Annotated in this window: 16 protein-coding genes and 3 pseudogenes; 18 read left to right on the top strand and 1 reads right to left on the bottom strand. The window is 37.6% G+C overall.

Annotated elements, in window-relative coordinates; translation table 11 throughout:
• Positions 1-230 (top strand): annotated as a pseudogene (locus tag B4W83_RS07115) (IS630 family transposase); the annotation flags it as partial.
• Positions 231-283: 53 nt separating this feature from the next.
• Here B4W83_RS07115 and B4W83_RS12785 read toward each other — a convergent pair.
• Complete coding sequence (locus tag B4W83_RS12785) at positions 284-406, bottom strand: hypothetical protein (protein ID WP_007285182.1); 123 nt, start codon at positions 404-406, stop codon at positions 284-286.
• A gap of 30 nt (positions 407-436) precedes the next feature.
• Between B4W83_RS12785 and B4W83_RS07120 the strand changes: the two genes are divergently transcribed.
• From B4W83_RS07120 to B4W83_RS07190, 17 genes and pseudogenes are all read left to right on the top strand, one after another.
• Positions 437-670, top strand: coding sequence for a DUF1858 domain-containing protein (locus B4W83_RS07120; RefSeq protein WP_000368739.1), 234 nt, complete (start codon positions 437-439; stop codon positions 668-670).
• The gene (locus tag B4W83_RS07125; protein ID WP_000752907.1) at positions 670-2,004 is read left to right on the top strand and encodes a DUF438 domain-containing protein; all 1,335 of its coding nucleotides are present in this window, start codon (positions 670-672) and stop codon (positions 2,002-2,004) included. Before B4W83_RS07120 ends, B4W83_RS07125 begins: the two co-directional genes overlap by 1 nt.
• Positions 2,005-2,014: 10 nt before the next feature.
• Positions 2,015-2,269: a DUF1912 family protein gene (locus tag B4W83_RS07130; protein WP_000119707.1), complete on the top strand. Its 255-nt coding sequence runs from the start codon at positions 2,015-2,017 to the stop codon at positions 2,267-2,269.
• 95 nt (positions 2,270-2,364) lie between these two features.
• Entirely contained in the window at positions 2,365-2,760 is a 396-nt protein-coding gene (locus B4W83_RS07135; RefSeq protein WP_000038630.1) for a helix-hairpin-helix domain-containing protein, read from the top strand.
• A 282-nt stretch (positions 2,761-3,042) separates the two neighbouring features.
• Positions 3,043-3,620: pseudogene (locus B4W83_RS07140) on the top strand (flavin reductase family protein).
• Entirely contained in the window at positions 3,607-4,167 is a 561-nt protein-coding gene (locus B4W83_RS07145) for a GNAT family N-acetyltransferase (RefSeq protein ID WP_000085194.1), read from the top strand. The pseudogene B4W83_RS07140 and the gene B4W83_RS07145 overlap by 14 nt, the downstream one beginning before the upstream one ends.
• Positions 4,167-4,745 (top strand): AAA family ATPase, encoded by a 579-nt coding sequence (locus B4W83_RS07150; RefSeq protein ID WP_000550041.1) that lies wholly within the window; start codon positions 4,167-4,169, stop codon positions 4,743-4,745. The genes B4W83_RS07145 and B4W83_RS07150 overlap by 1 nt, the downstream gene beginning before the upstream one ends.
• Before the next feature lie 296 nt (positions 4,746-5,041).
• Positions 5,042-5,239: a hypothetical protein gene (locus B4W83_RS07155; protein WP_007284866.1), complete on the top strand. Its 198-nt coding sequence runs from the start codon at positions 5,042-5,044 to the stop codon at positions 5,237-5,239.
• A gap of 30 nt (positions 5,240-5,269) precedes the next feature.
• Positions 5,270-5,425, top strand: coding sequence for a hypothetical protein (locus B4W83_RS12975; protein ID WP_004237269.1), 156 nt, complete (start codon positions 5,270-5,272; stop codon positions 5,423-5,425).
• A gap of 5 nt (positions 5,426-5,430) precedes the next feature.
• The gene (locus B4W83_RS07160) at positions 5,431-6,663 is read left to right on the top strand and encodes a hypothetical protein (protein ID WP_033606863.1); all 1,233 of its coding nucleotides are present in this window, start codon (positions 5,431-5,433) and stop codon (positions 6,661-6,663) included.
• A pseudogene (locus tag B4W83_RS13915) lies at positions 6,656-6,846 on the top strand (class I tRNA ligase family protein); the annotation flags it as partial. The gene B4W83_RS07160 and the pseudogene B4W83_RS13915, both read left to right, overlap by 8 nt.
• A gap of 115 nt (positions 6,847-6,961) precedes the next feature.
• On the top strand, positions 6,962-8,203 hold the full coding sequence (locus tag B4W83_RS07165) for a helix-hairpin-helix domain-containing protein (RefSeq protein ID WP_001085116.1): 1,242 nt from the start codon (positions 6,962-6,964) through the stop codon (positions 8,201-8,203).
• A 31-nt stretch (positions 8,204-8,234) separates the two neighbouring features.
• Complete coding sequence (locus tag B4W83_RS07170; protein WP_001002884.1) at positions 8,235-9,236, top strand: virulence RhuM family protein; 1,002 nt, start codon at positions 8,235-8,237, stop codon at positions 9,234-9,236.
• A gap of 126 nt (positions 9,237-9,362) precedes the next feature.
• A complete protein-coding gene (locus tag B4W83_RS07175; protein WP_000032163.1) occupies positions 9,363-12,014 on the top strand; it encodes a valine--tRNA ligase in 2,652 nt (883 codons plus the stop codon).
• A 106-nt stretch (positions 12,015-12,120) separates the two neighbouring features.
• Positions 12,121-13,464, top strand: coding sequence for an AAA family ATPase (locus B4W83_RS07180; RefSeq protein WP_000778677.1), 1,344 nt, complete (start codon positions 12,121-12,123; stop codon positions 13,462-13,464).
• On the top strand, positions 13,454-14,020 hold the full coding sequence (locus tag B4W83_RS07185; protein WP_000253751.1) for a hypothetical protein: 567 nt from the start codon (positions 13,454-13,456) through the stop codon (positions 14,018-14,020). Before B4W83_RS07180 ends, B4W83_RS07185 begins: the two co-directional genes overlap by 11 nt.
• Before the next feature lie 356 nt (positions 14,021-14,376).
• A complete protein-coding gene (locus B4W83_RS07190; protein ID WP_001183268.1) occupies positions 14,377-15,180 on the top strand; it encodes a Fic/DOC family protein in 804 nt (267 codons plus the stop codon).
• Positions 15,181-15,251: the final 71 nt, after the last annotated feature.

Consider the following 15,251-nt stretch of genomic DNA (forward strand, 5'->3'; position numbering starts at 1 on the left):
TGAAGACACCTCATGTTATTGTCATGGACAATGCTAGTTTTCATCCCAAGAACATTTTGGATGAACTCTGCATCCAAGATAAACACTTTTTCTTACCTCTACCGCCATATTCACCGGATTTGAATCCTATTGAGCAAGCTTGGGCTATCTTGAAAAAGAAAGTGACGGATTTATTAAGGGAAGTCCCAACTATTTTTGAATGTTTGGAACACTTTTTTAAAACTAAATGACTATATAAGCAGTAAAATCATTTTATACTCTTCGAAAATCTCTTCAAACCAGGTCAGCGTCCATCTGCAACCTCAAAACAGTATTTTGATCTGACTTCGTCAGTTCTATCCACAACCTCAAAACACTGTTTTGAGCAACCTGCGGCTAGCTTCCTAGTTTGCTCTTTGATTTTCATTGAGTATTAGAACATACAAAGGAGGTCGTCATGGACAATATCATCGATGTGTCAATTCCCGTTGCAGAAGTGGTGGACAAGCATCCAGAAGTCTTGGAAATTCTAGTGGAGTTGGGTTTTAAACCCCTTGCCAATCCCTTAATGCGCAACACAGTTGGTCGTAAAGTATCGCTCAAACAAGGTTCTAAGCTTGAAGGAACTCCTATGGACAAGATTGTCCGCACGCTGGAAGCAAACGGTTACGAAGTGATTGGGTTAGACTAATGGCAGATGAACGAATTCATGTCCTGCGGGATATTTTGTTAGAATTGCATAATGGCTCCTCTCCTGAGTCGGTTCAGGAGCGCTTTGATGCGACCTTTACAGGTGTTTCAGCCATCGAGATTTCCCTTATGGAGCACGAGCTGATGAACTCAGACTCAGGTGTCACCTTTGAAGATGTCATGGAACTCTGTGATGTTCATGCCAATCTTTTTAAAAATGCTGTTAAGGATGTCGAAGTTGCAGATACCGAGCACCCAGGTCACCCAGTTCGGATTTTCAAAGAAGAAAATCTAGCCCTCCGTGCGGCCTTGATTCGTATTCGGAGATTGTTGGATACCTATGAGTCTATGGAAGATGAAGAAATGCTGGCGGAGATGCGCAAGGGCTTGGTGCGTCAGATGGGTCTTTTGGGGCAATTTGACATCCATTACCAACGTAAGGAAGAGCTCTTCTTCCCCATCATGGAGCGCTATGGACACGATTCACCTCCAAAAGTTATGTGGGGAGTGGATGATCAGATCAGGGAACTCTTTCAAACAGCTTTAGCGACAGCCAAGTCACTACCAGAAGTGTCAATTAGCAGCGTAAAAGAAGCTTTTGAAGCTTTTGCGACAGAGTTTGAAAGTATGATTTTCAAGGAAGAATCTATCCTTCTCATGATTCTCCTTGAGTCCTTTACTCAGGATGACTGGCTTCAGATTGCGGAGGAGAGCGATGCCTATGGCTATGCTATTATCCGTCCGTCTGAGAAATGGGTGCCAGAACGCCAGAGTTTTGTTGAGGAAAAGAGTGAAGAGGAGCCTGTACAGCTAGATACGGCAGAGGGTCAAGTTCAGCAGGTTATTGATACGCCAGAAGGACAGTTTACCATTACCTTTACCCCTAAGGAAAAGGAAGCAGTGCTGGACCGCCATAGTCAGCAGTCTTTTGGTAATGGCTATCTTTCAGTCGAGCAGGCTAATCTCATCCTCAATCACCTCCCCATGGAAATTACCTTTGTCAATAAAGACGATATTTTCCAGTATTACAATGACAATACGCCAGCTGATGAGATGATTTTCAAACGAACACCGTCCCAAGTTGGGCGCAATGTCGAACTCTGTCATCCACCTAAGTACTTGGACAAGGTCAAAACCATCATGAAGGGGCTTCGTGAGGGAACCAAGGACAAGTATGAAATGTGGATTAAGTCTGAGTCGCGAGGTAAGTTTGTCCACATCACCTACGCTGCAGTGCACGATGAAAACGGAGAATTCCAAGGTGTGTTGGAATACGTTCAGGATATCCAGCCCTACCGTGAGATTGACACGGACTATTTCCGTGGATTAGAATAAGGAGGAAAAAATGAGTTACGAACAAGAATTTATGAAGGAATTTGAAGCTTGGGTCAATACCCAAATCATGATCAACGACATGGCGCATAAGGAAAGTCAAAAGGTCTACGAAGAAGACCAAGACGAACGTGCCAAAGATGCCATGATTCGCTACGAAAGTCGTTTGGATGCTTATCAGTTCTTGCTTGGTAAGTTTGAAAATTTCAAAGCAGGAAAGGGATTCCATGATTTGCCAGAAGGCTTGTTTGGTGAGCGAAATTATTAAACGAGATAGGTTCTTGATTTTTCACTAAAATCTTGATAGAATATTTATATTAAATCCTTGTCAGAGCAGGGATTTTTTATTGAAAGGATTTTATCATGTCAAAGAAACTCAATCGTAAAAAACAATTACGAAATAGTCTCCGTCGTGCAGGTGCCTTTTCAAGTACTGTGACTAAAGTTGTAGATGAGACAAAAAAAGTCGTGAAGCGTGCAGAACAGTCAGCAAGCGCAGCTGGTAAGGCTGTTTCTAAAAAAGTTGAACAAGCAGTAGAAGCTACCAAAGAGCAAGCTCAAAAAGTAGTTAATTCTGTAGAAGATTTTGCAGCAAACTTGGGTGGACTTCCCCTTGATCGTGCCAAGACTTTCTATGATGAAGGAATCAAGTCTGCTTCAGATTTCAAAAACTGGACTGAAAAAGAACTCCTTGCCTTGAAAGGAATCGGCCCAGCTACCATCAAGAAATTGAAAGAAAATGGCATCAAGTTCAAGTAATTTTTCTTGAGTCTTGCATTTCCGAGAAAAACTTGCTACAATAGAGCCATTAGAGGTGTTTTGAATCCTACATTTTACAGAAAGTGGCGGCGCTGAGAAGTCCACAAATGTGTCAAAACTGGTTGCTAATGACTGAAAAAATGAAATATTTCTGTCTTTTTATTTTAAAGACTAAAGATGCGGGCTTGGCCCGAAATTGGGTGGTACCGCGGATAAACACATTCGTCCCTGTCATGTAGATGGCAGGGATTTTCTTTTGCGTCTTAGTCAAAGGAGCTTGTTATGAAGCAATCTTTTAAAACAAGTAAACTCTATTATGGTTTTCCTATCTTCATTTTGGGGTATCAGGATCAGAATTTTGGACACAATATTACGACCTGTAGCTCCTCTTATAGCTTGGGAGATTGGCTAGTCATTGGTGTTGGTGCTGAAGAAAATGCGACTGAGCAGATTAAGTATTATCAACAGTTCACCGTGAATATCCCTGATGAAAATCTCATGCTCGAGATGGAGCAGGCTGGTTTTATCAGTCATCGAGAGAAATTGAAACACCTGGGGCTAGACTACGAGATTTCTGAACGGACTCAGGCACCGATTTTAGAGGTTTGTCCAGTCGTGTTAGAATGTCAGGTAGATAGGATTGATGAGGAAGAGGGAATTTGTCATATTTTCGCTAAGATTGTTGAGCGATTTGTTGACCCAGAACTTTTGGATGAAAAGGGACATTTTAGAAATGACCGTTTTGCACCTACTTACTTTATGGGGATGGCCACCAGCGCGTTTATCGCTATTTAGATGACCGAGTAGACCCTATGGGGAGCTTCATTAAGAAAGCGAGGATGAAGGATGTCAAGAGCTGAATTACCAGAACGATTAGAAACCGAACGACTCGTCCTACGAGTTCGTACAGTGGCAGATGCTGAGGATATCCATACCTACGCTAGTTTGCCAGAGGTTGCCTATCCAGCTGGCTTTCTACCCGTCAAGACCTTGGAAGATGAGATTTATTATCTGGAGCACATTCTTCCGGAGCGTAATCAAAAGGAAAATCTCCCAGCAGGCTACGGGATTGTCGTCAAAGGAACGGATAAGATCGTTGGCTCTGTCGATTTCAACCATCGCCATGAAGATGATGTGCTGGAAATCGGCTATACCTTACACCCAGACTATTGGGGGCGAGGTTATGTGCCAGAAGCAGCGCTTGCCTTGATTGACTTAGCCTTTAAAGATTTGGGTCTTCACAAGATTGAACTAACTTGCTTTGGATATAACCTTCAAAGTAAACGAGTCGCGGAAAAGCTTGGCTTTACCCTCGAAGCTCGCATCAGGGACAGAAAGGATGTTCAAGGAAACCGCTGTGACAGTCTGATATATGGTTTGCTGAAGAGTGAGTGGGAGGTGATTTGATGCATCTTTTCATCATTGGGGCTCCGGTTTCTGGGAAAATGACGATTGGTCAAGAGTTATCTCGACTGACAGATGCTACCCTCTTTTATAACCATCAAGCCATCGATTTTGCACTAGAAATCTATCAGGACTTTACAGAGGAAATGTGGGAATTTGTTCGTGGAATTACCTTTTCTTTCCTTGGAGCAAGTGCAAGAAATCAGCGATCAGTAATTTTAACTGACGTAATTGATTTTTCAAATCAGTACCAGCTGATGTATTTAAAGCAAATTCAGGATTTATTGGATAACTTTCATCAAGAGATTCTGTTTGTTGAGTTGGAAACAAGTCTTGAAGAGCGTTTACGTCGAAATCGAACGGAGAATCGATTAAAGCACAAACCCTTAAAACGACATATTGAGGTATCTGAAAGAGAAATTTTGGAGACTACTGAAACACTTCAATTAAATTCCCAACATCAACTAAATGAGTTGCACCACTACCTTAAAATAAATAATACGAATTTGTCTGCAGAAGAAGCTGCTAAGCAAATTCAAAATAAAATGAATACAATAGAGAAAGGACACACACATATCTAAACAACTTCATGAAGACGTTCTCAAGACTCAAGAAGTTCAAAAGTCTCAATCTTTTTCGTTCGTGATTCCTACCACCAAATGTAACTGGAAAACTCTACCTTAATCGCGCTTGGAGTACACCCTTCAAAGTAAACGAATCACAAAGAAACTGGGATTTCCCATTTAAGCCTGTATCCGAGGTCGTAAGAATATCCAATACAGCAGAGGTAGAGTTTGATTTATTGAAGAATGAGTTAGAGGAGAAAATAGATGGCTAAAAAGAAAAATAGAAAAAAGAATTAAACCGCCAGCAAAAGTTGGATATCAAAGTCGTTTCTGAAGAAGAGGTTGTCTGGACAGAACTACTGGCTAAAAAACCAACTTTTGTAGAACGTCGGACCATTCAAAATTTCGATGAACTACATACAACAGTGATGCAATATGCTGATGAACATGGAGAGTATCCAGATGTTCAGCTAATCAATTACCAACTGAAAAATAGGATTTTTGATTAGAATCAGGATCATGCTTTATTTAGAGAAGCTATGCATACTCCAAATACACAGAAGCGAAATGAACTGTTAAAACAAGTTTTAAAGATCAATCCAGATTATTTTGCTGCTGATTTTCACCCATTCTTATCAGAGGTTGAAGATTTTGATTTACCAACCTTTAGATTAGATTTAGGAGGCAAAGATTGAAATTAATGTATTATTTTAATACTGACAATAGATTGAAGAATCTTTTTGCTCAAACTTGGAAAATACTTATGTATGCGCTAACGTATTTTCCAATAATATCTCTAATTGTATTCTGTCTTACCGATTTTAAATTAGTTATAATTTTACAATTTGCCTTGATACTAATATATGTGTTTAACTATAAAAATCGATTTAATAAGTTTAGAGTTTTTCTTACTAAAAGTACTAAATCTTTAGCTTTTATGAACGCATGGGATGGAATATTTTGCGGAATCTTGACTTACATTCTTTATAACCTAAATCTAGTTGAATCAACTTTAATCAACTTATCTCAATATTTTTTTATTAATTATGGCATAAGTAAAAATCACATAAATAACTGGATTATCATTGTAATACTTTTAATATTACCATTTGTATTATCTGTTATAAAAACTGTAGGATCAATCAAGATATTTCAAAAAGTTAATAAAATAGATATCGTAAAGGGAAAGACACTGTGGAATGTATATGCCACGATGCTTATTATTTCGTTTTTATGGTATTATATCTATATTTATTACTTTATTTCTAAAGCTATTGATTTTCATTCCGATTTAATAACTGACATTTTTATATTTAATTCATTTATTGCGCTTTATTTAATATTCTGGTGGAGAATTCATAATCTAATTAGACATGGTGCAAAAGATACCAAAGAAGTAATAGCATCATGGCTAACTGGAACAATCTGTATATTGTTGTTAGCAATATTTAATCAAGTTGAAAATGAATTAATAAATGCTTTAACCTGGTTTTTGCCAATATTAATTCCTAGTCTAATTGGAGAAATAAATTCTCAATTTGATACAAAAAAATATAAGAAAAAACCAATAAGAACTGAGAAAATGGATAGACACCTCTATCGAACTCAACTATATAGTTTTCTTACTCTATTAATGTTGAGTATTATTCCAAAGTTAACCGAAATTATTTGGGGTTTAAAGATTAAGATGAAATTGGTCGAATTTATAACTCCCGCAGCTGATTGGATGTCTGAATTATTTGCCTCAACTATAATTATTTTCGTTTGTTTCATATTATCATTAGTTATTGGGAAGGCTATAATTTGGTTATTACAGTATTTCTATTTAAACACCCATAATGGATATTACGTGTATCGTGACAACATGCACAGTGTATTAATAAATCGTAGATATAAAAGAAATATTCATAAAAGGAGAAAAAATAATGTCTAATCAACTTTCACCTAAATACACTCCATCCTATGTTTAGGCTGGTCGTTACAAAAATGCCTTGATACGGATGTTTTCAAGCCGGCAGGAGATCAAAAGGCTAAGCCTTATTCAATCGTGATTCCCACCACCAAATGTAACTGGAAAAAACTCTACCTTAGTCACGCTTGGGGGATAACTTTCAAAGTAAACGAATCACAAAGAAACTGAGATTTCCCATTCAAGCCTGTAGCTGAGTCCCAAAGGATATCTAAGCCAGTTGAGTCGGGTCTATTGAAGAATGAGTTAGAGGAGAAAATAGATGGCTAAAAAGAAAAATAGAAAAAAAGAATTAAAACGCCAGCAAAAGTTGGATATCAAAATTATTTCTGAAGAAGAGGCTGCTTGGACAGAAATAATGGCTAAAAAACCAACTTTTGTAGAACGTCGACAAATTCAAAATTTCGATGAACTACATACAGCAGTGATGCAATATGCTGATGAACATGGAGAGTATCCAGATGTCCAGCTAATCAATTACCAACTAAAAAATAGGACTTTTGATTGGAATCAGGATCACGCTTTATTTAGAGAAGCTATGCATACTCCAAATACACAAAAGCGAAATAAACTGTTAAAGCAAGTTTTAAAGATCAATCCAGATTATTTTGCGGCTGATTTTCACTTATTCTTATCAGAAGTTAAAGATTTTGATTTACCAACCTTTAAAAAAGTACTGGATTTTGAAGTTCTAGTTTTAGAAAAATGGAAAATGAACGGATACAATAGTTGGAATTATTTTGAAGCTCGCCCTATCCTGTCTGCTCTGATGTTTCTGATTGAATATTATATGACAGAAAAATTTTACTTTAAGGCTTTGGACTTGGTTAACTTATACTTAAGTAAGCGACCAGAACGTTTTCCTCCTAATTTTGTCTTCTGTATGCTTTCCTTGTATCATATTACTGGTCAGGAATTAAAGGTTGAACGTTTCTATTGTGAAGAATTAAATAAAGGAAAGCGGGATGATACCATCCTTATTCATGCCATCATCTCTGCTTTTTCTCAAGGAAAAATTGAGGAAGCCAGTCAGCTATTTGCAAAATTAGTGGAAATCAATGATGAAGCTGTTGAATTCTTCATAGAGAAAGACTGGCAATTCAATATTTTAGACATTGAAGAACAAGAATGCTATTGTCCAAATTCAGTTGAATCGCTACAAGCTAGTTTGTATCCTCTGCTTGACTATTTACAAGAAAATATTATCTTAACAGAATTTTTAACAAAAGAAGCCAAGAAATTCCGTCGTAAACCAGTATTTTCGAATCATTCCAGTGTGTTAAGAAATCTATCCCAGGTTACAGACTGGTACTCCTTTATGAGCGAGGAAAAAATGAAGGGAATCCGGATGGATCTTGTTCGCATCTTTGTTGAAAATGGGATTCGTACATCTTCAGATTTCAAAAAATGGACTGAAAAAGAAGTTCTCGCTTTGAAGGGAATTGGTCCTGTAACCGTTAAAAAGCTGAAAGAAAACGGCATAAAGTTTAAGAAAGAGAAGTAATTGTTTATGGAAGGGGGGAGGTGAAATTGTCTTGAATGAAATTTCTAATTTCATCCTGTATACTACACCAAATGGCGACGTTCAGCTAGATATCCTTTTACAAGATGAAAATCTTTGGTTGACTCAAAAAGGTCTTGCAGAGCTCTTTGGAGTTGAACGAAGTGTCATTACAAAGCACTTAAAAAACATTTATGATAGTGGTGAGTTGGATAAGGTGTCAACTTGTGCAAAATTTGCACAGGTTCAACAAGAGGGAAATAGAACTGTCCGACGTGAACTTGAATATTACAATCTGGATGCTATCATTTCAGTTGGCTATCGCGTAAATTCCAGCAAGGCTACTCAATTTAGAATTTGGGCAACCAAGACCTTGAAAGAATTTATCATCAAAGGTTTTGTTTTGAATGATGAACGCTTGAAACAAGGACAGACAGTTTTCGGACAAGATTATTTCCGTGAACTTTTAGAACGAATTCGCTCTATTCGTTCTAGCGAGCGCCGAATCTATCAACAAATTACGGATATCTTTGCCGAATGTGCCATAGATTATGATCGAAACTCGGATATTACTAAAAACTTCTATGCTATGGTGCAAAATAAATTTCATTATGCAATTACTGGAAGTACGGCTGCAGAAATTATCTATCAGCAAGCTGATGCTAGTAAAGAAAAAATGGGATTAACTACTTGGAAACATGCACCTGATGGACGAGTGCTCAAATCAGATGTAACGGTAGCCAAAAATTATTTGCAAGAAAAAGAAATTCGACAACTAGAGCGAACTGTTACAGCCTATTTTGATTATATCGAGGGTTTAGTTGAGCGCCGTAATACGTTTACAATGCGAGGATTGGCAGATAGTATTGATCGCTTTCTATCCTTTAATGAATATGAAATCTTAGAAGGAAAAGGAAGCATTTCCAAGAAACAAGCAGACTCAAAAGCCATCCAAGAGTATGAAAAATTTAACCGAACTCAAAAAATTATATCGGACTTTGATAAACATATTCTGAAGATAATGAGAGAAAGTTAATGTAAAATTTTTATACAGTTTCTTTTTTACTAATAGAAGATACTGAAAAAATCAGATGTGCTGAATCAAGGCATATCTTCTACATACTAATTTTATTTAAAGATATTAACTAGAAAGGACAAACACATGTCTAAAGAACTTTCACCTAAATACAATCCAGCCGAGGTTGAGGCTGGTCGTTACCAAAAATGGCTTGATGCCGATGTTTTCAAGCCTTCAGGAGACCAAAAGGCTAAGCCTTATTCAATCGTGATTCCACCACCAAATGTAACTGGGAAGCTTCACCTTGGTCACGCTTGGGATACGACTTTGCAAGATATCATCATCCGTCAAAAACGCATGCAAGGTTTTGATACCCTTTGGCTTCCAGGGATGGACCACGCGGGGATTGCCACTCAGGCTAAGGTTGAGGAGCGCTTGCGTGGCGAGGGTATTTCCCGCTATGACTTGGGTCGTGAGTCTTTCTTGACGAAAGTCTGGGAATGGAAAGACGAATATGCCACTACTATCAAGGAACAATGGGGTAAGATGGGGCTCTCTGTAGACTACTCTCGTGAGCGTTTCACTCTTGACGAAGGTTTGTCAAAAGCTGTTCGTAAGGTCTTTGTGGACCTTTACAAGAAAGGGTGGATCTATCGTGGTGAATTCATCATCAACTGGGACCCAGCTGCACGCACAGCCCTTTCTGATATTGAAGTTATCCACAAGGATGTCGAAGGTGCCTTCTACCACATGAACTACATGCTGGAAGACGGCTCACGCGCCCTTGAAGTGGCAACAACTCGTCCTGAGACCATGTTTGGGGACGTTGCGGTTGCGGTAAATCCAGAAGATCCACGCTACAAGGACTTGATTGGTCAAAACGTTATTCTGCCAATCGCTAATAAATTGATCCCAATCGTTGGTGATGAGCACGCAGATCCTGAGTTTGGTACTGGTGTCGTGAAAATTACACCTGCCCACGATCCAAACGACTTCTTGGTTGGTCAACGTCACAACTTGCCACAAGTCAATGTTATGAACGACGACGGTACTATGAATGACTTAGCCTTCGAATTTGCAGGCATGGACCGTTTTGAAGCTCGTAAGGCAGTCGTTGCTAAGTTGGAAGAAATCGGTGCCCTCGTTAAAATTGAAAAACGTGTCCACAGTGTTGGTCACTCAGAGCGTACTGGTGTTGTGGTTGAACCACGCTTGTCTACTCAATGGTTCGTCAAGATGGACCATTTGGCTAAGAACGCCATTGCCAACCAAGACACAGAGGACAAGGTCGAATTCTACCCACCTCGTTTCAACGATACCTTCCTCCAATGGATGGAAAATGTCCATGACTGGGTAATCTCTCGTCAGCTCTGGTGGGGTCACCAAATCCCTGCTTGGTACAATGCTGAGGGTGAAATGTACGTTGGCGAAGAAGCTCCAGAAGGTGACGGATGGACTCAGGACGAAGACGTCTTGGATACTTGGTTCAGTTCTGCCCTTTGGCCATTCTCAACCATGGGCTGGCCTGATGTTGACTCAGAAGACTTCAAACGTTACTTCCCAACTTCAACCTTGGTAACAGGTTACGACATCATCTTCTTCTGGGTGTCTCGTATGATCTTCCAATCCTTGGAATTTACTGGTCGTCAGCCATTCCAAAACGTGCTTATCCACGGTCTCATCCGTGACGAGCAAGGACGCAAGATGTCTAAATCTCTCGGTAACGGGATTGACCCGATGGATGTCATCGAGAAATATGGTGCCGATGCCCTTCGTTGGTTCCTTTCAAACGGTTCTGCGCCAGGCCAAGACGTGCGCTTCTCTTACGAGAAAATGGATGCTTCATGGAACTTCATTAACAAGATCTGGAACATCTCTCGCTACATCCTCATGAACAATGAAGGCTTGACCCTTGAGCAAGCAACTGCCAATGTGGAAAAAGTTGACAACAAGGAAGCTGGAAATGTCACAGATCGCTGGATTCTCCACAACCTCAATGAAACCATCGGAAAAGCAACTGCCAACTTTGACAAGTTTGAGTTTGGTGTGGCTGGACACATCCTCTACAACTTCATCTGGGATGAGTTTGCGGACTGGTATGTTGAGTTGACCAAGGAAGTCCTTTATAGTGACAACGAAGAAGAGAAAGTCATCACGCGTTCTGTTCTCCTTTATACTTTGGATAAGATTCTTCGTCTCCTTCACCCGATCATGCCATTCGTGACAGAGGAAATCTTTGGACAAATCTCAGAAGGCTCTATCGTGACAGCTGCATACCCAACTGTTAATCTAGCCTTTGAAGACCTTGCGGCTCACACTGGTGTGGAAAGTCTCAAAGACTTGATCCGTGCCGTTCGTAATGCGCGTGCGGAAGTAAACGTAGCACCAAGTAAGCCAATCACAATCCTTGTTAAGACTAGCGATAGTGACTTGGAAGCCTTCTTTAACAGCAATGTCAACTACATCAAACGTTTCACAAATCCAGAACACTTGGAAATTGCATCAAACATCCCTGCACCTGAACTCGCAATGTCAAGCGTCATCACAGGAGCAGAAATCTACTTGCCACTGGCAGACCTCCTCAATGTCGAAGAAGAACTGGCTCGTCTCGACAAGGAACTGGCTAAATGGCAAAAAGAACTAGATATGGTGGGCAAGAAACTCTCTAACGAACGCTTCGTCGCCAATGCTAAACCAGAAGTCGTCCAAAAAGAACGCGACAAACAAGCCGACTACCAAGCCAAATACGACGCGACAGTTGCACGTATTGATGATATGAAGAAGTTGGTGAAGTAGTGTGAAGTGAGATATACTTGGAAGATGATTTACACCTCACACCTGCTTTTTTATGTAGTTTGTGTTAAACTGATAGTACTGCCTCCATGGTGAAAGGAGAATATATATGAAACTAACAATAGAAAATATAGGTAATGTAAAGAATGCAGAAATTGAAATAAATGGAATTTCAGTTATTGCAGGTCAAAATGGCACTGGAAAAAGTACAATAAGTCGTTCTTTATTTTCAATATTTAGTGCCAATTATGATGTTATAAAAAAAATTTCTAACGATCGAACTAAAGCAATTAATGATTTTTTAGAAGACTATCTCTCTGATATCGAAATGAATCGTAAAAATAATTCTGAAATAGGGATTGCTAGAAGAATCGTTCCGAGTTTCCTTTATACAGAATTGACAAAAATCATTTCAAAAAATTTATTGATATTTCTTGATAAAAATTATAGTGAACATAATAACGAATCCCTTAAGAAGAGTATCATTGAATCAATTAATGAATTCAATAAACGAAATTCAAAATACTTTGTATTAAATATTAAGGATTTGGACCTAAATGTTTTATCTGAAAATATAAAAGAAATTCTATCTCAGTCAGACCAATCTATCTTTAACCAAATTTTAACTGCTCATTTAACTGATGAATTTCATAATCAAATAAATAATATATACGACCCATTGACAGGACTAATTTCTTTAAGAATAAAAGATGAACAAATAAATGTTGAAGTTAACAAAAATAGAGCTACTGCAGATAAATTGATAAATTTTAAAACAGATGTAGTATACATAGATGATGCTGCTGCAATAGTTGAAAATTTATTTTCAACTAAATTTTTAAATAAATTTTCAACTAAATTTTTAAATGAATTTTTAAATAAAATTGATTTAAAATTGGATCATAATGCTCATTTAATGGAGCAGCTTAGAGATGAAAGAAACAACACTTACACATTACGAGCTAAGATAACTGACAGATTAAATTTGGTGTTTAATGAAATAAATCATATATTGAAGACTGATATTGTTAATAGTTCAGAAGATGAGGAAGATGAAAAAAAACTTAATATAATCAATTATTCTTCAGGTATGAAAACGTTCTATTTAATTAAATCTCTTTTAGAAAATGGTGTGATTAGAGAAAATGGGACACTCATTTTAGATGAACCAGAAGTCCATTTACATCCAGAATGGCAATTGAAATTTGCTGAAATTATAGTATTACTTCAGAAAGAATTTGGATTACATATCTTAATCAATTCCCATAGTCCTTATTTAGTTGAAGCGATTGATATATTTAGCAAAAAAAATGATACAAATGATTCTGTTAAGTATTATCTTGCTAATAGTTCTATTGAAGATGTTACTGACTCGATTGATAAGATTTATGAGCAAATGTATGTTCCTTTAAATCGCCTTGAGGAGCTAGCGGAGGATTTTGATGGTGAGTAAAATAATTTTCTCTATATTACATGATTTTAATATTAGATTTTCTGAATGTCGTAGCGATATTAAAACCTGCTCATATGATTCTGATTCTAACTATAATTTGGTAAACTCTAAATATACTTGTTATAATTTTGATAAGATTTCAGAAATTATTTTTAAAAAACATAGCTTTGATAAATGGCAATCTGTAGATACAATTCTGCCTCTTCTTCCTGTAGATGCTGATAGTAAATTATATTTAATAGAGTTTAAGAATTCAAAAAATATTCCATATGCTAACGTTAGAGCTAAAATATTATCGAGTTTGTTCCTACTAGAAAATTTTTATGGATTGCAAAAAACTGATTATAAAAAAATAGTGACAGTTACTGTAGTTAAATCACAAAAAGGTAAAAGACATTTAAATGAAATTAGACAACATCAGGCAAAAATAAGTGGTAAGTCACCTTATAAAGTTGAAAATTTTAGGGCTTTAGAAGATTTTTATGGAATTGAATCTTTTAAATATCCCCCTGAAAAATTTATAGAATTTATAGAGAATAATAATTTAGTCAGTTAAAATTAAAATACTAAAATTTTATAGCTTTGATTAAAAACCAGCTCACTACACAACAACCCCTCTAAGTTCGAACCGCTCTGAGAAGTACAACATTGCAGTTTCTTCTCAGGTGTTGGGGGATTTGAACAAACCAACGAGTTCAGAGTGGTGTATCCTATGAGTTTGATAAGTATGCAAGCTAGAATTATTCATTTAATCAAACCATTCATCCAAAAGGCATTACAAATGAGTGCATGGGATGTTGAGTATAACTCTTTTATTACTTCTTCATAGAACTTATTATGAATGTTTTTTATAGTTCACCCCAATTTCACCATTTACCGATGACACAGAAAAACAATTGAAAGGATATTTCTATGCAACCAACTTACAACATTGACAACCCAAACTTGTCTTATGAAGCTAAGCGTGACTTATGGCGGATAGGTTTTGGTCTGCAGAAAGTTGACAATCTAGTGCCATCAGCGTATATGGAATCTTTGGCTGAGAAACAGTCCCGGGGTGAACTGACTTACGAGCAGGTTTATGAGGATGCAACGGCTTATCACCATACTATTGATGCAAGTACGGAAGAGGCAGACTTGGTTTCTCTACGTATTGTAGAACTATTGTCTCGAAGAGGCTTTAGCTTTAGTCCTGCGACCTTACTTGCTATTCATAAGGAGTTGTTTCAAGATATATTTGAACCCTCTATTCCGGTGGGGCAATTTCGTCAGACCAATATCACAAAGAATGAACCTGTTTTGAATGGTGAAAGTGTTGTGTACTCTGATTACTCCATGATTCAAATGACCTTGGATTATGATTTTAATCAGGAAAAACAAGTTGCATATGCGACACTAACTCAGGCGGATGTGGTTAAACAAATCCAGCATTTTATTTCAGGAATCTGGCAGATTCATCCATTTCGCGAAGGAAACACTCGGACAGTAACGGTCTTTTTGATTCAGTATCTTCGTGAGTTTGGTTTTGATATTGATAATACACCATTTCAGCAACATGCCAAGTATTTTCGTGATGCCTTGGTATTAGATAATGCAAAGATTTTACAGCGACGTCCTGAGTTTTTAACAGCTTTTTTTGAAAATCTCTTGTTCGGTGGTCAAAATGATTTGTCTTCAGAAAAAATGTATCTAGATTTAGACCTCGATTTTTCATAATCCTAATACTGAGTAAACATTGAATTTTAGGAAAAAATGAAGCAAATATTCTCACAAGAAAACGTATATCA

This window comes from Streptococcus pseudopneumoniae ATCC BAA-960 = CCUG 49455, from assembly GCF_002087075.1.
Lineage (GTDB): Bacteria > Bacillota > Bacilli > Lactobacillales > Streptococcaceae > Streptococcus > Streptococcus pseudopneumoniae.